Origin of the sequence: Pseudomonas sp. 65/3-MNA-CIBAN-0223, assembly GCF_040310425.1 — a bacterium.
Classification (GTDB): Bacteria; Pseudomonadota; Gammaproteobacteria; order Pseudomonadales; family Pseudomonadaceae; genus Aquipseudomonas; species Aquipseudomonas gregormendelii.
Genome location: NZ_JBEOPV010000009.1, coordinates 274,201 through 291,682, shown reverse-complemented (window position 1 = coordinate 291,682; position 17,482 = coordinate 274,201). Strand labels below are relative to the sequence as shown.

Below are 17,482 nucleotides of genomic sequence, written 5' to 3'. Positions count from 1 at the left end.
CGTAGCTCAGTTGGTAGAGCACGGGATTGTGACTCCCGTTGTCGAGGGTTCGATCCCCTTCGTCCACCCCATATTTCGAAAGGCGCCAGATTTAACAGTCTGGCGCCTTTTTTGTTTCAGTGGTTCACGGCCGCAGTTACTGGGTCGTAGTGGCGGGGCGTTTCGTCGTATTTATGTTTTTCGATGATGCCGCGCCCCCCGCCGGCCTTGTTCGCAAGGTCGGTTGTCCGGGGTCTGCTCGGCAACCCCTTCTATATATAGGAGGGTTGGTGCAGAGCCCTGGCGTGATTGACCGTATTTGCCATTGGGGCGGGCTGCATTGGTGTATCCGCCCCTATAAATTGCCTGCCACGTTTTTACCCGTTTTCAGTAGGGTGACTTCTTGAGTTTGACCTACTAGAATGCATGCCCTTGATTCTGGGGTCGGAAACGGCCGGCCAACGTCTGTGCAACGAGGAATATCCATGCAAGTTTCTGTTGAAAATACTTCTGCTCTTGAGCGCCGCATGAGCATCACCGTGCCGGCTGAGCGCATCGAGATTCAGGTCAACAAGCGTCTGCAGCAGACTGCCCAAAAGGCCAAGATTGCTGGATTCCGTCCAGGCAAAGTGCCAATGAGCGAAATCAAGCGCCGTTTTGGTGCTGATGCCCGCCAGGAAGCTGTTGGTGACGTGATCCAGTCTTCGTTCTACGAAGCCGTAGTTGAGCAAAAGCTGAACCCGGCTGGGGCTCCTTCGATCGAGCCAAAATCTCTGGAAGCTGGCAAAGATCTGGAATATGTAGCCATCTTCGAAGTGTTCCCTGAGTTCACCGTTGCCGGTTTCGAAGGTATCGCTGTCGAGCGCCTGAGCGCTGAAGTAACTGATGCTGATCTGGACAAGATGCTGGACGTACTGCGCAAGCAGAACACCCGCTTCGAAGAAACTGATCGCGCTGCTCAGAACGATGACCAGCTGAACATCGATTTCGTTGGCAAGGTCGACGGCGAAGTGTTCGCTGGCGGTTCCGCCAAAGGTACTCAGCTGGTGCTGGGTTCCGGCCGCATGATCCCTGGTTTCGAAGACGGCCTGGTTGGCGCTAAAGCCGGCGAAGAGCGCGTTCTGAACCTGACCTTCCCTGAGGACTATCAGAACCTCGACCTGGCCGGCAAGACCGCTGAGTTCACCGTCACCGTGAACAGCGTTTCCGAGCCGAAACTGCCAGAACTGAACGAAGAATTCTTCGCTCAATTCGGCATCAAGGAAACCGGTTTGGAAGGCTTCCGCGCCGAAGTTCGCAAGAATATGGAGCGCGAGCTGCGCCAGGCCATCAAGTCCAAGGTCAAGAATCAGGTAATGGACGGTCTGCTGGCCACCAACCCGATCGAAGTGCCAAAAGCCTTGCTGTCCAACGAAGTTGACCGTCTGCGTGTGCAGGCTGTTCAGCAATTCGGCGGCAACATCAAGCCTGATCAACTGCCTGCCGAGCTGTTCGAAGAACAAGCCAAGCGTCGCGTTGTACTGGGTCTGATCGTGGCTGAAGTGGTCAAGCAGTTCGACCTCAAGCCTGACGAAGCCCGCGTTCGCGAAATGATTCAGGAAATGGCTTCGGCCTACCAGGAACCTGAGCAGGTCGTGTCCTGGTACTACAAGAATGACCAGCAACTGAACGAAGTTCGTTCGGTTGTGCTGGAAGAACAAGTTGTGGATACTGTTCTGCAGAAGGCTAACGTGACCGACAAATCGGTCTCTTACGAAGAAGCAGTCAAGCCGGTAGAAGCTGCACCAGCCGCCTGATCGTTTTTGCGCTAAGAAGTACACACCATAAGCCAGCCTTCGCGCTGGCTTATGCGTATTCAAGACATAACTATTTGGGAGCGACTGCAGAGCATGTTCCGTAATTCTTATATTCAGCAGAACTCTGATATCCAGGCCGCAGGCGGCCTGGTCCCGATGGTTGTCGAGCAATCCGCTCGTGGCGAGCGCGCCTATGACATCTACTCGCGTCTTCTCAAGGAGCGCGTGATTTTCCTGGTTGGCCCGGTAGAGGACTACATGGCCAACCTGATCTGTGCGCAGCTGCTATTCCTTGAAGCGGAAAATCCGGACAAGGACATCCATCTCTACATCAACTCCCCGGGCGGTTCGGTGACTGCAGGCATGTCGATCTACGACACCATGCAATTCATCAAGCCGAACGTGTCGACCACCTGCATTGGACAAGCCTGCAGCATGGGCGCATTCCTGCTGACGGCCGGTGCCCCGGGCAAGCGTTTCTGCCTGCCGAACTCGCGCGTGATGATTCACCAGCCACTGGGCGGTTTCCAGGGCCAGGCTTCGGACATCGAAATCCATGCCAAGGAAATCCTGTTCATTCGCGAGCGTCTCAATACGCTGATGGCCAAGCACAGCGGGCACACACTTGAAGAAATCGAGCGCGATACCAACCGCGATAATTTCATGAGTGCGGAAGCCGCGCGTGCGTACGGGCTGATCGATGAAGTGATCTCCCAGCGCCCAGCTTAAAATAAGCAGCTCAAAATAGGGCTGGTCGGCTTGTCTGATCACCTGCGGACTTGAAAAAGCCCGCAATAGCCTTCATCTTGTGTTGCAAGCCTATCGGATTTGGATCGATCGAATGACTGACACCCGCAACGGCGAGGACAACGGCAAACTGCTTTATTGCTCCTTCTGTGGCAAAAGCCAGCATGAAGTGCGCAAATTGATTGCCGGTCCCTCGGTCTTTATTTGCGACGAGTGCGTCGACCTGTGCAACGACATCATCCGTGAGGAGGTGCAGGAAGCCCAGGCCGAAAGCAGCGCGCATAAATTGCCATCGCCTAAAGAAATCAGCGGCATCCTTGATCAGTATGTGATTGGTCAAGAGCGTGCGAAGAAGGTTCTGGCCGTAGCGGTGTACAACCACTACAAACGTCTGAACCAGCGCGACAAAAAGAATGACGAGGTCGAACTCGGCAAGAGCAACATCTTGCTGATCGGCCCGACAGGCTCGGGTAAAACCCTGCTTGCCGAAACACTTGCCCGCTTGCTGAACGTTCCGTTCACCATCGCCGACGCTACCACCCTCACCGAGGCGGGTTACGTAGGTGAAGATGTCGAGAACATCATTCAGAAGTTGTTGCAGAAGTGCGATTACGACGTGGAAAAGGCCCAGATGGGCATTGTCTACATCGATGAGATCGACAAGATCTCGCGCAAGTCCGACAACCCGTCGATCACCCGGGACGTTTCCGGTGAAGGCGTGCAGCAGGCGCTGCTCAAGTTGATCGAAGGCACGGTCGCTTCCGTTCCGCCTCAAGGTGGTCGCAAGCATCCGCAACAGGAATTCCTTCAGGTCGACACCCGTAACATCCTGTTCATCTGCGGCGGTGCGTTCTCCGGTCTGGAGAAAGTCATCCAGAACCGTTCCACCAAGGGTGGCATCGGTTTCAACGCCGAAGTGCGCAGCAAGGAAGAAGGCAAGAAAGTCGGTGAGTCCCTGCGTGAAGTCGAGCCTGACGATTTGGTCAAGTTCGGTCTGATCCCGGAATTTGTCGGTCGTCTGCCGGTACTTGCCACGCTGGACGAGCTTGATGAGGCTGCGCTGATGCAGATTCTCACCGAGCCGAAAAATGCTCTGACCAAACAGTATGCCAAGCTGTTCGAGATGGAAGGTGTTGACCTGGAATTCCGGGCTGACGCGCTGAAATCGGTTGCCAAACGTGCCCTGGAACGCAAGACCGGTGCCCGTGGACTGCGCTCGATTCTCGAAGGTGTACTGCTCGACACCATGTACGAAATCCCCTCGCAATCCGAGGTGAGCAAGGTGGTGATCGATGAAAGCGTGATAGAAGGCAAGTCCAAGCCACTGTATATCTACGAAAACAGTGAGCCGGCTGCCAAGGCCGCGCCAGACGCTTAAGCGTCACGCAGCTGGAATAAAGAAGGGGCCTTCGGGCCCCTTTGCTTTTTGCAGGTTTTAACACAGTCATTGCGCTTGTTTTTTTTCAAGGCAGCCCCCATCTTGGTTTCAAGCTTACTTCCATCTGTTTACGGCCTTATGGCCGCCGTAGAGGCGAAATCATGAAGACAACCATCGAATTGCCTCTCCTGCCATTGCGTGATGTTGTGGTTTATCCGCACATGGTTATCCCGCTGTTCGTGGGGCGCGAGAAATCTATCGAAGCCCTCGAGGCCGCGATGACGGGTGACAAGCAGATCCTTCTGCTGGCCCAGAGAAACCCTGCTGACGACGACCCCGGTGAAGATGCCCTTTACCGTGTAGGTACCATTGCGACTGTCCTGCAGCTGCTCAAGCTGCCTGACGGCACGGTCAAGGTTCTGGTCGAAGGTGAGCAGCGGGGCGCCGTGGAGCGCTTCAGCGAAGTGGACGGCCATTGCCGTGCAGAAGTCTCCCTGATCGACGAAGTCGACGCACCGGAGCGCGAGTCGGAAGTTTTCGTTCGCAGCCTGCTGGCCCAGTTCGAACAATATGTGCAGTTGGGCAAGAAGGTCCCTGCTGAAGTCCTGTCGTCGCTCAACAGCATCGACGAGCCAGGCCGCCTGGTCGACACCATGGCCGCGCACATGGCCCTGAAGATCGAGCAGAAGCAGGAAATCCTCGAAATCATTGATCTGTCGGCCCGGGTCGAGCACGTGCTCGCGCTGCTGGATGCCGAAATCGACCTGCTGCAGGTCGAAAAACGCATTCGCGGTCGGGTCAAGAAACAAATGGAGCGCAGCCAGCGCGAGTACTACCTGAATGAGCAGATGAAGGCCATTCAGAAGGAGCTCGGCGACAGCGACGAAGGCCACAACGAAATCGAAGAGCTGAAAAAGCGCATCGATGCCGCTGGCTTGCCGAAGGATGCCCTGGCCAAGGCCCAAGGCGAATTGAACAAGCTCAAGCAGATGTCGCCGATGTCGGCGGAAGCGACCGTGGTGCGTTCCTACATCGACTGGCTGGTGCAGGTGCCGTGGAAGGCCCAGAGCAAGGTTCGCCTGGATCTGGCCCGCGCCGAAGACATCCTCGACGCCGACCACTATGGCCTGGAAGAAGTCAAAGAGCGGATCCTCGAATACCTCGCCGTGCAAAAACGCGTGAAGAAAATTCGCGGCCCGGTGTTGTGCCTGGTCGGTCCTCCAGGGGTCGGTAAAACGTCCCTGGCGGAGTCGATTGCCCACGCCACCAACCGTAAATTCGTGCGCATGGCCCTCGGTGGCGTGCGTGATGAAGCTGAAATCCGTGGTCATCGCCGTACTTACATCGGTTCGATGCCAGGAAGATTGATTCAAAAGATGACAAAGGTGGGTGTGCGTAACCCGCTGTTCCTGCTCGATGAAATCGACAAGATGGGCAGCGACATGCGCGGCGATCCGGCGTCGGCGTTGTTGGAAGTGCTCGACCCCGAGCAGAACCACAACTTCAACGATCACTATCTGGAAGTCGACTACGACCTGTCCGATGTGATGTTCCTGTGCACCTCCAACTCCATGAATATCCCGCCTGCGCTGCTCGACCGGATGGAAGTGATTCGTCTGCCGGGCTACACCGAAGACGAGAAGATCAACATCGCCGTCAAGTACCTCTCGCCCAAGCAGATCACTGCCAACGGCTTGAAGAAAGGTGAGCTGGAATTCGACGCCGAAGCCATCCGCGACATCATCCGCTACTACACCCGCGAAGCCGGTGTACGGGGGCTGGAGCGACAGATAGCCAAGGTTTGCCGCAAGGCGGTCAAAGAGCACGCAATGGAAAAACGCTTCTCGGTGAAGGTCACTGCCGACATGCTGGAGCACTTCCTGGGCGTGCGTAAATTCCGCTACGGCCTGGCTGAATCCCAGGACCAGATCGGTCAGGTAACCGGGCTGGCGTGGACCCAGGTGGGCGGCGAACTGCTGACTATCGAAGCCGCAGTCGTGCCAGGCAAGGGCCAGTTGATCAAGACCGGTTCCCTGGGTGATGTGATGGTCGAGTCGATCACCGCTGCTTTGACGGTGGTGCGCAGCCGGGCCAAAAGCCTGGGGATTCCCCTGGATTTCCACGAGAAGCGCGACACGCACATCCACATGCCGGAAGGGGCGACCCCGAAGGACGGCCCTAGCGCTGGTGTAGGCATGTGCACGGCCCTGGTATCGGCCCTGACTGGGATCCCGGTGCGCGCGGATGTCGCCATGACCGGTGAAATTACCTTGCGTGGCCAGGTGCTGGCGATTGGTGGTCTGAAGGAAAAACTGCTCGCGGCACACCGCGGTGGAATCAAGACCGTGATCATTCCTGAAGAGAACGTACGCGATCTGAAGGAAATTCCTGACAATATTAAGCAGGATCTGCAGATCAAACCGGTTAAATGGATTGACGAGGTCCTGCAAATTGCGCTGCAATACGCGCCGGAGCCCTTGCCTGATGTGGCTCCCGAGATAGTCGCAAAGGATGAAAAACGCGAGTCTGACTCTAAGGAAAGAATTAGCACGCATTAATACGCATTTGCCTGGGGGGCTTCCTTGACAGCTTTTTAGAGCCCTTGTTATAAAGCGGCTCTTATAGTGTCTGTAGGCCATTCAGCACTCGTTTTTGCTTTCACCAAAAAACTTAGAATCATACTCAAATAGATATAAGGGGACTTAGAGTGAACAAGTCGGAACTGATTGATGCTATCGCTGCATCCGCTGATATCCCGAAAGCTGCTGCTGGCCGTGCGCTGGACGCTGTAATCGAATCCGTCACTGGCGCTCTCAAGGCTGGCGACTCTGTTGTTCTGGTTGGCTTCGGTACTTTCTCCGTGACTGATCGTCCTGCTCGCATTGGTCGTAACCCACAGACCGGTAAGACGCTGGAAATCGCAGCCGCCAAGAAACCAGGTTTCAAAGCCGGTAAAGCACTGAAAGAAGCTGTCAACTAAGTTCGATTCAGGTTTTTGCCTATCCGGGTCGGGGTCATACCTGACCTGGCAGCGGAGCGGTAGTCCAGTCGGCGAGTCGCCGGTCCGAGACGCCGAGGGTCGCACGTTCGATCCCCTCGGTCCGCTCCGCCAGTTACGAGAAGGCGCATCCTCGGATGCGCCTTTCTTCTATCCGGATTCTACCCACGCTCCACGGTTGCCTAATTTTGAAGTTCAACCGTTTCTGGGGGACGCATGCTGCAAAATATCAGGGACAATTCACAAGGCTGGATTGCCAAAACCATTATCGGGATCATCGTTGTACTGATGGCTTTCACCGGTGTCGAAGCCATATTCCAGGCGACTAGCAACAGCCAGGACGCGGCCAAGGTCAATGGTGAAGAAATCAGTCAGAGCGAGCTCAGCCAGGCGGTTGATATGCAACGCCGTCAGCTGATGCAACAGCTGGGCAAGGATTTCGATGCCTCGCTGCTCGACGAGAAAATGCTGCGCGAATCTGCCCTCAAGGGCCTGATCGACCGCAAGCTGCTGCTGCAAGGTGCGCAGGACTCCAAGTTCGCATTTTCCGAGGCTGCTCTGGATCAAGTGATCCTGCAGACGCCTGAGTTCCAGGTGGACGGCAAGTTCAGCGCCGAGCGCTTTGATCAGGTTATTCGTCAATTGGGCTACAGCCGGATGCAATTCCGTCAGATGCTGGCTCAGGAAATGCTGATCGGCCAGTTGCGTGCAGGCCTGGCAGGCAGCGGTTTTGTCACCGACGCCCAAGTGCTTGCGTTTGCTCGCCTGGAAAAACAGACCCGTGATTTCGCCACCTTGAATGTCAAGGCCGATCCGGCGGCTGTGAAGCTGACTGACGATGAGGTCAAGGCTTACTACGACGAGCACGCCAAGGAGTTCATGACGCCGGACCAGGTGGTCATCGATTACATCGAAATGAAGAAGTCCTCCTTCTTCGATCAGGTCAGCGTCAAGGACGAGGACCTGCAGGCGGCTTATCAGAAAGAGATCGCGAACCTGTCCGAGCAGCGTCGGGCGGCGCACATCCTGATCGAAGTGAATGACAAGGTCACCGAGGCGCAAGCCAAGGCGAAGATCGAAGACATTCAGGCGCGCTTGGCCAAGGGCGAGAAGTTCGAGGCGCTGGCCAAGGAATTTTCCCAGGATCCGGGTTCGGCGAACAACGGTGGCGACCTCGGCTACGCAGGTCCGGGTGTGTATGACCCGGCCTTCGAAACGGCCTTGTACACCCTGGCCAAGGATCAGGTTTCCGCACCGGTTCGCACCGACTACGGTTTCCACCTGATCAAGCTGTTGGGCGTGGAAGCACCTGAAGTGCCGACGCTGGCCAGCCTGAAAGACAAGCTGACCCGCGAACTGAAAGCCCAGCAGGTTGAACAGCGTTTCGTCGAGGCTACCAAGCAGCTCGAAGACTCCTCGTTCGAAGCCTCCGACCTGGCACAGCCGGCCCAGGACTTGAACCTGACCGTGCACACCTCCAAGCCGTTCGGCCGCGAGGGTGGCGAAGGTGTTACGGCCAATCGTGCCGTGGTCACTGCAGCGTTCAGCCCGGAAGTACTGGATGAAGGTGCCAACAGCACCGCCATCGAGCTGGACCCTGAAACTGTGATCGTGTTGCGTGCAAAGGAACACCTCAAGCCTGCCCAACTGCCGCTGGAAAGCGTGAATGCCAGCATTCGTTCGCAGTTGGCCAAGGAGCACGCCAGTGCTGCCGCCAAGACCAAGGCCGACGAGTTGATCGCCAGCCTGCGCGAGGGCAAGGCCCCAGCGGACAAGGCGATTGACGGTCAAGGCTGGAAAGTCATCGAAGCCGCCACTCGTGCTCAGGAAGGGGTTGACCCGGCTGTGCTGCAGGCGTTGTTCCGCATGCCGAAGCCGACTGCCAAGGACCAACCGACCTACAGCAGCGTGACCCTGGCAGATGGCAGCCTGGTAATCGTGCGACTGAATTCGGTCAACGAAGCCGCTGCACCGACCGACGAAGAGAAGGCTCAATACCGTCGCTTCCTCGCCTCGCGCATTGGCCAGCAGGACTTTGCCGCGTACCGTAAACAGCTGGAAAGTGCTGCAGACATCAAGCGTTTCTGATGCCTTGCCACGCTACACGCTAGACGAAAACCCCAGCCAGCCGGCTGGGGTTTTTTTTTGAGCTCGCATTCGGTTAAGTGACATTGCTGATAAGCAAGATGGAATGGGAGGCTGAAATGATGGTCAACCACCTGTAATTGTTACAAGACGCAATCGATGCGACGCTAAGCATCGATCTGTTGCACAATACGCCCCGGACCGTTTTCTTCAGGATGTTCAATGTTTAAATCATTTCCCATGCGTGTTGTCGGGCTGGCATTGGTGCTGGGCGCTGCTGCCGGCTGTTCGTCGAAGAAAGCCGCCATCTACGAGCATGAGAACTTCGATGACTCCGGTACGTTTTCACGCAATTACCCGGTGACCGACGCACAAACCTGTGAAGCCGCTCGTCGGGCTCTGTTGAGCCAGGGCTATATCATCACCAGCAGCGATCCAAAACTGGTGAGTGGCCACAAGAGCTTTCAGCAGACTGGCGAAACCCACATGGAAATCAGTTTCAGTGTGGTGTGCGCCGATGACGGCAGCGAAGGGCACCACGCGACCATGTTCGCCAACGCCTTGCAAGACCGCTATGCATTGAAAAAGACCAACAATTCCGCAAGCCTGGGTGTCGGTGTGTTGGGCTCGGTATCGATGCCGATCGGTTCGTCGGATGATTCGATGGTGAAGGTGGCCAGCGAAACGGTATCGTCCGCCAAATTCTACGAACGCTTTTTTGCCCTGGTCGAGCTGTTCCTGCCCCCGGAAGCAAAAAAAGCTGCACACATTCCGGAAAAGCCGAAAACCGATCTGGGCATGCCTGAAACCAAGGCGGCACCGGCTGCGCTGGTACCCGCACCAGCACCAGTACCGGCTGCTGAGCCGGCGCCAGCAGCACCGATAACGGAACCTGCCCCGGCGCCGATCGAAACGGCTCCTGCGGCTTCCGAGCCGGTTACGCCACCGGCTGAAGCGGCACCGATCACGCCAGCCGAAGTCAGCGAGCCTGCGTCATCGACTGAAACAGTCACGCCACCGCCCGAATCGAGCCTGCCGCCGCCCAGCGAACCGATCCCGGCCATGCCCGCTTCAGGTCAGTAATATTCGGTCATTGATCCATGTCACCCAGGCCGTAGCTCTACGGCCTGTCTAGAAAAACCCCCGCGATAAATTCCCTGACGCCTGCTACGTTTTAATCGGTAGCCGCCGAGCGGCGCACCTGCGTCATTTTTCTTTCATGCGGGCACTTTATGCTCAAGGCGCTGGTCATTTATTCAGGCGTTTTTTTAACGAGCAGTGAGGGATGTAACAATGGACGATTATCAAGAAGAACTGCTCGAGTACCAGGCATTCGAACTCGATCCGCTGGAACCTGCCGAAGACGCTACCGAGCTCTAGGCCTCAGGCTGATTGGCGATGGCTTCGGCGAAATTCGCCGGGGGTTTGGCCGCTCCAGCGCTTGAAGGCCCTTTGAAAGGCTTCGGCTGAAGCGAAGCCCAGCAAATAGGCGATTTCTCCGAATGCCAGTTCGGTGTCACGGATGTAGGTCATGGCCAGGTCGCGACGGGTATCGTTGAGGATTGCACGAAACTGCGTGCCTTCTTCAGCAAGCTTGCGCCGCAAGGTCCAGGTGGGCAGCTTCAGGCGTGCCGCCACTTCTTCCAGGTCGGGTTCCCGGCCGCCATTCAATAACGGCCCCAGCAGCTGAGTGATGCGTTCACGCAGGCTGCGCGTGCGGGTCAATTGTTCCAGTTCCCGCTCACACAGCTGCAACAGGTGGCGCCAAGTGCTGGGGCAGTGCTCCGGGTTACGCTGGCCGAGGCTGGCAAGGCTCAAGCGCAGCTGGTTGTGCTCGCTGCCAAACTGAATCGGGCAGTCGCCCAGGCCTTCGTAAGCTTGCGCGTAGTCTGGGGTCTGGAACTCGACTTCGATGCGTTCGGCGCGCAACGGGGCAGGGCACAGGCTCGACAGTTGATGCAACCAGCCCGAGATGATCGAATCCACCACAAAGCGGTTGTAGCTGTTGTACGGGCTGATGGAATAGAACCGCAACCAGGCACCCTGGGCGTCTTCGTGAAAGCTCGATTGGCCGCGGTAATTGGACCCGTACAAGGCTTCAAAGCGACTCAGGCAGCGGGCTCCTTCGCGTACTGTCGGAGCCTGGGCGGCGGTGATGCCCGCCAGGCCGGCCTGACTCAGGCGACTGAGCTGGCCCATGCGCAGACCCAGTGCGGGATTGCCGGTCAGTTGGATTGCGCTGTGGCCCAGGCGCATGTAGCGAGGGATCGATAACCGCGCACCGGCTTCGCTCAAGCGCGCGGCGTCGAGCCCGTATTGCTCGAGCAAGGGCTGTGGGTCCAGGTCGTGGCTGCGCACCGCATCGGCCAGGCTGTGGACGAAGCCCACCGACAGGTCTCCGAGGCGCATCGGCAGCGGTTTCATGGCCTACAACCAGAGGTTCAGCAGGCGTGCGCCACGGGCATCGCCGTCGGCAAAATGCTGGCCGTTGCTGCTGAGAAAACTATGCCCGGCGCTACCCTTGTCCCAGAACTGGCCACGCAGGAACACACTCATGCCGCCGATGGCCTGGCTGCTCGGTGGTTGCGCAGTAAGGGTCAGGCGTTGCCAGGCCTGGCCTTCACTGAGCTCACCGGCCTTGAGGCTGACCGAGCTCGGAGTGGCCAGCCCTTTGTAGCCGCGCCATGGTTGATCCCAGGCGCCGCGTCCCATGACATAGGCCGGTACTGCTACCAGTTGCGCGCCCTGTTCGTTGAGTTTGCGGTAGTTGTCCGGGTACCAGCTGTCACTGCCGATCAGTACGCCCAGGCGTCCGGCCGGCGTGTCGACGACATTCATGGCGTGCTCGCCATTGGCAGCGATCACATCACTTTGATCGAACACCGGATGGATCTGCCGTTGTGGCTGGCCGATTGGCAATCCGTCACGACCAAACACCACGCTGCTGTTGAACAGCGCACCACGGCCGATCCTCAGCCTGCCATCGATGATGCTCGGTTCGGGTAGCACGATGGACCCTGCGACCAGGGTCACGTTGAATTCTTTCGCCAGGCCACCGAAGAGTGCCTGGTAGTCCTTGGCCATGCCCTTGGCCTTCATTCGCAAATGCGCGTCATCCAGGCGATTGTCGCCTTCGTCGCCGATCCAGGCCCGGGCGAACTTCAAGGGGTTGCTCGCGGCCAGCCAGTTCATGGCTTCCTTCAGCGTGGTGGCCTGGTACAACTCGTCTTTTTCGCCGCTCACCATCAGCCAGGTGCCGACGTGTTCCGGCAGCACGACGATGGTTTTTTCGTTGAGCAGGCCCTGTTGTTCGGCCTTTTGCAGGTAAGCCGCCAGTTTGCGATGCAGGCGCGCCGGGCTTTGATAATCGGTGGGGAACAACTCGGGTTGGATACCCAACAGGTTGCCATGAGTGCCCGGAACACCCTGGTCGACCGCGAGATCAATGCGCAGGTCGGAGAGGTAATGTCCCACGGGACGGTCTGCGGCCCACATCGCGTAGGTCGTCAGGGCGGCAATCAATGCCATGGATAAGGTCAGGTACAGAAGTTTGCGCATGGGAAAACAGTCAACGGCCGTGTGCAGGGTTCGCGAGTAGGGTAGGGCCCATGCCGGCGCTTGCCAAGGGGCGCTGCACATTTGGATCAATAAGTTGTCAGTTTCGGTCATTGAGCGATGGCGGCGCGGCTCTTAGTCTGTTCAGCATGAATGACGGGGCCGTAGAGCTCCTGCACTTTTTCCGTGATCGCTCGTTGTGGAGTTACCGATGGCCGCCGCTTATTACCCGCACCTGTTGGCCCCGCTGGACCTGGGTTTTACCACGCTGCGCAACCGTACCCTGATGGGCTCGATGCACACCGGCCTTGAAGAGAAGCCGGGTGGATTCGAGCGCATGGCGGCGTATTTTGCCGAACGCGCTCGTGGCGGTGTCGGCCTGATGGTCACCGGGGGCATCGGCCCGAACGACGAGGGCGGGGTTTACTCCGGCGCGGCCAAGCTGACCACCGAGGAAGAGGCACTCAAACACCAGATCGTCACCCGCGCCGTGCACGAGGCCGGTGGCAAGATCTGCATGCAGATCCTGCACGCTGGCCGCTATGCCTATAGCCCCAAGCAGGTGGCGCCGAGTGCCATCCAGGCGCCGATCAACCCGTTCAAGCCTAAAGAGCTGGACGAGGAAGGCATCGAGAAGCAGATCAGCGATTTTGTCACCTGCTCGACCCTGGCACAGAAAGCCGAGTACGACGGCGTGGAAATCATGGGGTCCGAAGGTTACTTCATTAACCAGTTCCTCGCGGCTCACACCAACCATCGCACCGACCGCTGGGGTGGCAGCTACGAAAACCGCATGCGCCTGCCGGTGGAAATCGTCCGGCGAGTGCGCGAAGCGGTAGGCCCGAATTTCATCATCATCTTCCGCCTGTCGATGCTCGACCTGGTGGAAGGCGGCAGCTCATGGGAAGAAATCGTCACCCTGGCCAAGGCCATCGAACAGGCTGGCGCGACCATCATCAACACCGGTATCGGCTGGCACGAAGCGCGCATCCCGACCATCGCCACCAAGGTACCGCGAGCCGCGTTCAGCAAAGTCACGGCCAAGCTGCGCGGCTCGGTGAGCATTCCCCTGATCACCACCAACCGCATCAATACACCGGAAATCGCCGAACAGATTCTGGCCGAAGGCGACGCCGACATGGTGTCGATGGCGCGACCATTCCTCGCCGACGCCGACTTCGTCAATAAGGCCGCCGCTGGCCGCGCCGATGAAATCAATACCTGCATCGGCTGTAACCAGGCGTGCCTGGACCACACCTTTGGCGGCAAACTCACCAGCTGCCTGGTGAATCCGCGGGCCTGTCATGAAACCGAGCTCAACTACCTGCCGGTGCAGCAGATCAAGAAAATTGCCGTCGTCGGCGCCGGTCCTGCCGGTTTGTCGGCGGCCACCGTGGCCGCAGAGCGCGGTCATCAGGTGACGCTGTTCGATTCGGCGAGTGAGATCGGCGGCCAGTTCAACATCGCCAAGCGCGTGCCGGGCAAGGAAGAGTTCTTCGAAACCTTGCGCTATTTCGGGCGCAAGCTGCAGACCACCCACGTGGAACTGTGCCTGAACACCCGTGTAGACGTCGCGCAACTGGTGGAGGGCGGTTTCGACGAGATCATTCTCGCCACCGGTATCGCGCCGAGAACGCCAGCGATTCCGGGGGTGGAAAATGCCAAGGTGTTGAGTTACCTGGACGTGATCCTCGAGCGCAAACCGGTAGGCAAGCGCGTGGCGGTGATCGGTGCGGGGGGTATCGGTTTCGACGTCTCGGAATTCCTGGTGCACCAAGGCGTATCGACCAGCCTGGACCGGACAGCGTTCTGGAAAGAGTGGGGTATCGATACTGCTCTGCAGGCGCGCGGCGGCGTTTCCGGAATCAAGGCAGAGCCCCACGCTCCGGCCCGTGAAGTGTTCTTGCTGCAACGTAAGAAATCCAAGGTCGGTGACGGTCTGGGCAAGACCACCGGCTGGATCCACCGCACCGGCTTGAAAAACAAACAGGTGCAGATGCTCAACAGTGTCGAGTACCTGAAGATCGATGATGAGGGTTTGCATATCCGCATTGGCGAAACCGGCGAGCCGCAGGTGTTGGCGGTGGACAATATCGTGATCTGCGCCGGGCAGGACCCATTGCGCGAGTTGCACGATGGCCTGGTCGCGGCGGGACAGAATGTGCACCTGATCGGCGGCGCGGATGTGGCGGCCGAACTGGACGCCAAGCGCGCCATCAACCAGGGTTCGCGACTGGCTGCGCAGTTGTAACAGCAGGTCCAGCGTGCCAATGGCTGTCGCGAGCAGGCGTGCTCCCACAGATTCAGTGTGGGAGCGAGCCTGCTCGCGATAGCGTCCTTCAAGCGACTAGAATGCTGGCTCTTTCCAAGTACAATCAGACGCGAATGCTTTTTCCTCCTTCCAGTTGGCTCCCCCACGCCCCCCTCGAACCCCTTCAGCTCGATTGGCTCTCACGATCCAGTATCGAAGTCGCCGTCCTGCGCCTCGACCAGATCGACCCACTGATCAGCGGCAACAAATGGTTCAAGCTCATTGAGCATCTCAAGGCCGCAGACCTCGTCGGTGCCAAGGGCATCATCAGCCTCGGCGGCGCGCACTCCAATCATCTCCACGCATTAGCGGCGGCAGGCAAGCGCTTCGGCTTCGGCACCGTCGGGCTGTTGCGCGGTCATCCCCAGGACACGCCCACCGTTCTAGACCTGCGGGCGTACGGCATGCAATTGCACTGGCTGGGTTATGGCGGTTATCGCGCGCGGCATGAGGCAGGGTTCTGGGAGCCTTGGCGCGCCCTGTATCCAGACTTGCTGGCGGTGCCGGAAGGGGGCGGCGGTTTGCTCGGGGCCAAAGGCTGCATGCAACTCAAGTCGATGGTCGCCCAGCAATTGCATGGCCTGGGCTGGAGTGGTTACGACGGCTGGTGGCTGGCCTGTGGCACCGGTACCACCCTGGCCGGCCTGGTGCTCGCGGAGGCGGGTGCGCATCCGGTCCACGGCGCGCTGGCGGTGCCGGATGACCATGGCGTGGAGCAGCAGGTCGAAGCAATCATGCAGCAGGCCGGTTCGCCCCACAGCGCTTATCAATTGCTCGACGCCAGTCGCGGCGGGTTCTCAAAGGTCGATGCGCCGTTACTTGAATTCATCGAGCAGACCGAGCAGGCCAGCGGTATTGCACTGGAACCGCTCTACACCGGCAAGGCATTGCTCGCGCTAAAACAGCACATCGACGCCGGCAAACTCAAGCCAGGGTCGCGCCTGATCTTCATCCATACGGGCGGCTTGCAAGGCCGGCGAGGATTTCAGACGGCGCCAAGTCCCTGAGCCCCGCGTTCGCCTCAGCCCCGTTTAGGCATCATCCGCAACAAGGTGTTATCACGCACCACGTAATGGTGATAAAGCCCCGCCAGTGCATGCAGCCCAATCAGCCAGTAGCCGATCGTGCCACCCAGCTCATGCCAGCCCTCGATCTGTTTCGCCAGCGCCTTGTCTTCCGGGATCAGTAGCGGCAGGTCGAAGCCGTAGAACATCACTTGGTGGCCCTTGGCGCTGGTGGTCAGCCAACCCAGTATCGGCATGGCAATCATGAACAGATATAACGCCCAATGCATCGCCTTGGCGAGTGCGTTTTGCCAGCGCGGTGAGGCCGGGAATATTCTGGGGGCGGGGCCGACACTGCGCGCCAACAGGCGCAGCCAGACCAGGACGAAGACCGTCAGGCCGAGCATGAAATGCGATTCGGTGATCAACGTCCGCCCGCCACTGCCTTTGGGGAACGCTCCACGAAACTCGATACAGGCATACACCAGCGCCAGCAGGACCAACATCAACCAATGCAAGGTGATGGATACGGTACTGTAACGTGATTCAGAACTCTTCCACGGCATACAGGTATTCCTCACGGGCGGTTTGCAGGTTCACCGCTCTTTCGACGGTGTGCCTTAACTGTAAGCCCGTTTCGTCCCGTGCGCCTGTCGCGATGCTTCTTTCAATGCCCTGGGTCAATCTTCAGCCAACAAAAAAGGCGCCAGGCCCGACGGGGGCTGGCGCCTTGGAGGATCACGACAGCGTGATCAACGCGTCTGAGGCATTTCGCCGTTGGCCAGGCGTTGGTTGATGTCGGCGATGACTTCGGGCAGGTCCGAAATCGTGTCGATCATATAGTGCGGGCGCGAGCCTTCGAACATGGCGTGAATGCGCTGGCGCTCGCTGTCCAGCTGGTCACTGCCGAGGGCGCGATAGCCCTCGTAGTCCAGGCCCAGTGCGTTACCCGAACAGATCAGGGCAACCGTCCACATTCCCGCGCGACGTCCTTCGAGAATGCCCGGCACGGTGTCGTCGATCTTCACGCACGCGGCAACGTCGTCGATGCCCAGGGCTATCACGTTGGCCAGCGCCTGGGCCGGCCATGGGCGACCGTTCGGAACTTCATCGGTGGCGACCACGTGGTCGGCGACGTAACCGTTGGTGGCCGCCAACTCGACCACTTTGTCCATGACCTGCTTCGGGTAACCGGAGCAGGAACCGATTTTGATGCCTTGTTGGCGCAGGTTGGCGATGGTATCCAGTGCGCCGGGGATCAGCGCCGAATGCTCGGCGATTTTCTCGATCTGCAGGGGCATGAAGCGTTTGTAGATGGCGGTGACGTCATCGTCGTTGGGCGTGCGTCCGAACACCGCGCGATAACGCTCGGCAACCTGTGGCTGATCGCACAAGGTGCGGATGTGATCCCACTTGCCCATGCCCATCGGCCCGCGAGCTTCTTCGATGGACACCTGGACGTCGAACTCGGCGAAGGCTTCGACGAAGATCTGGGTCGGCGCGAAAGAGCCGAAGTCGACGACGGTACCGGCCCAGTCGAGGATGGCGGCCTGGAGTTTGGTTGGGTTGTTGTAGTTCATGGTGACGAATTCCTGTGTGGGCACAATGTTCAAATGATTGGCTTTATGT

Annotated in this window: 13 protein-coding genes; 9 read left to right on the top strand and 4 right to left on the bottom strand. The window is 58.5% G+C overall.

Annotated features, from left to right (window positions below):
• Window positions 1-464 precede the first annotated feature (464 nt).
• The 7 genes from tig (at window position 465) to AAEZ09_RS13910 (ending at window position 10,066) form a co-directional block, all read left to right on the top strand.
• Entirely contained in the window at window positions 465-1,775 is a 1,311-nt protein-coding gene (gene tig / locus AAEZ09_RS13940) for a trigger factor (protein WP_350599794.1), read from the top strand.
• 93 nt (window positions 1,776-1,868) lie between these two features.
• Window positions 1,869-2,504 carry an ATP-dependent Clp endopeptidase proteolytic subunit ClpP gene (clpP, locus tag AAEZ09_RS13935; protein WP_045060165.1) on the top strand — a complete coding sequence of 212 codons (636 nt, stop codon included), beginning with the start codon at window positions 1,869-1,871 and terminating at the stop codon, window positions 2,502-2,504.
• A gap of 112 nt (window positions 2,505-2,616) precedes the next feature.
• Entirely contained in the window at window positions 2,617-3,900 is a 1,284-nt protein-coding gene (gene clpX, locus AAEZ09_RS13930; RefSeq protein ID WP_350599792.1) for an ATP-dependent Clp protease ATP-binding subunit ClpX, read from the top strand.
• 161 nt (window positions 3,901-4,061) lie between these two features.
• Window positions 4,062-6,458 (top strand): endopeptidase La, encoded by a 2,397-nt coding sequence (gene lon / locus AAEZ09_RS13925; RefSeq protein ID WP_045060166.1) that lies wholly within the window; start codon window positions 4,062-4,064, stop codon window positions 6,456-6,458.
• 149 nt (window positions 6,459-6,607) lie between these two features.
• A complete protein-coding gene (locus AAEZ09_RS13920; protein WP_002552737.1) occupies window positions 6,608-6,880 on the top strand; it encodes an HU family DNA-binding protein in 273 nt (90 codons plus the stop codon).
• Between the two features lie 234 nt (window positions 6,881-7,114).
• The gene (locus AAEZ09_RS13915; RefSeq protein WP_350599786.1) at window positions 7,115-8,986 is read left to right on the top strand and encodes a SurA N-terminal domain-containing protein; all 1,872 of its coding nucleotides are present in this window, start codon (window positions 7,115-7,117) and stop codon (window positions 8,984-8,986) included.
• A 219-nt stretch (window positions 8,987-9,205) separates the two neighbouring features.
• Window positions 9,206-10,066, top strand: coding sequence for a DUF2242 domain-containing protein (locus AAEZ09_RS13910; RefSeq protein WP_045060168.1), 861 nt, complete (start codon window positions 9,206-9,208; stop codon window positions 10,064-10,066).
• A 300-nt stretch (window positions 10,067-10,366) separates the two neighbouring features.
• Here AAEZ09_RS13910 and AAEZ09_RS13905 read toward each other — a convergent pair whose 3' ends face one another.
• Together AAEZ09_RS13905 and AAEZ09_RS13900 are read right to left on the bottom strand one after the other, a co-directional pair.
• Entirely contained in the window at window positions 10,367-11,407 is a 1,041-nt protein-coding gene (locus tag AAEZ09_RS13905) for an AraC family transcriptional regulator (RefSeq protein WP_350599785.1), read from the bottom strand.
• Window positions 11,408-11,410: 3 nt separating this feature from the next.
• Complete coding sequence (locus AAEZ09_RS13900; protein WP_350599783.1) at window positions 11,411-12,541, bottom strand: nitrilase-related carbon-nitrogen hydrolase; 1,131 nt, start codon at window positions 12,539-12,541, stop codon at window positions 11,411-11,413.
• Window positions 12,542-12,749: 208 nt separating this feature from the next.
• Between AAEZ09_RS13900 and AAEZ09_RS13895 the strand changes: the two genes are divergently transcribed.
• Window positions 12,750-14,789, top strand: coding sequence for an NADPH-dependent 2,4-dienoyl-CoA reductase (locus AAEZ09_RS13895; RefSeq protein WP_045060170.1), 2,040 nt, complete (start codon window positions 12,750-12,752; stop codon window positions 14,787-14,789).
• A gap of 134 nt (window positions 14,790-14,923) precedes the next feature.
• A complete protein-coding gene (locus AAEZ09_RS13890) occupies window positions 14,924-15,856 on the top strand; it encodes a 1-aminocyclopropane-1-carboxylate deaminase/D-cysteine desulfhydrase (protein WP_350599782.1) in 933 nt (310 codons plus the stop codon).
• A 14-nt stretch (window positions 15,857-15,870) separates the two neighbouring features.
• Here AAEZ09_RS13890 and AAEZ09_RS13885 read toward each other — a convergent pair whose 3' ends face one another.
• On the bottom strand, window positions 15,871-16,419 hold the full coding sequence (locus tag AAEZ09_RS13885; protein WP_205892926.1) for a cytochrome b: 549 nt from the start codon (window positions 16,417-16,419) through the stop codon (window positions 15,871-15,873).
• A gap of 186 nt (window positions 16,420-16,605) precedes the next feature.
• Window positions 16,606-17,433 (bottom strand): phosphonoacetaldehyde hydrolase, encoded by an 828-nt coding sequence (gene phnX / locus AAEZ09_RS13880; RefSeq protein ID WP_205892927.1) that lies wholly within the window; start codon window positions 17,431-17,433, stop codon window positions 16,606-16,608.
• Between the last annotated feature and the right edge of the window lie 49 nt (window positions 17,434-17,482).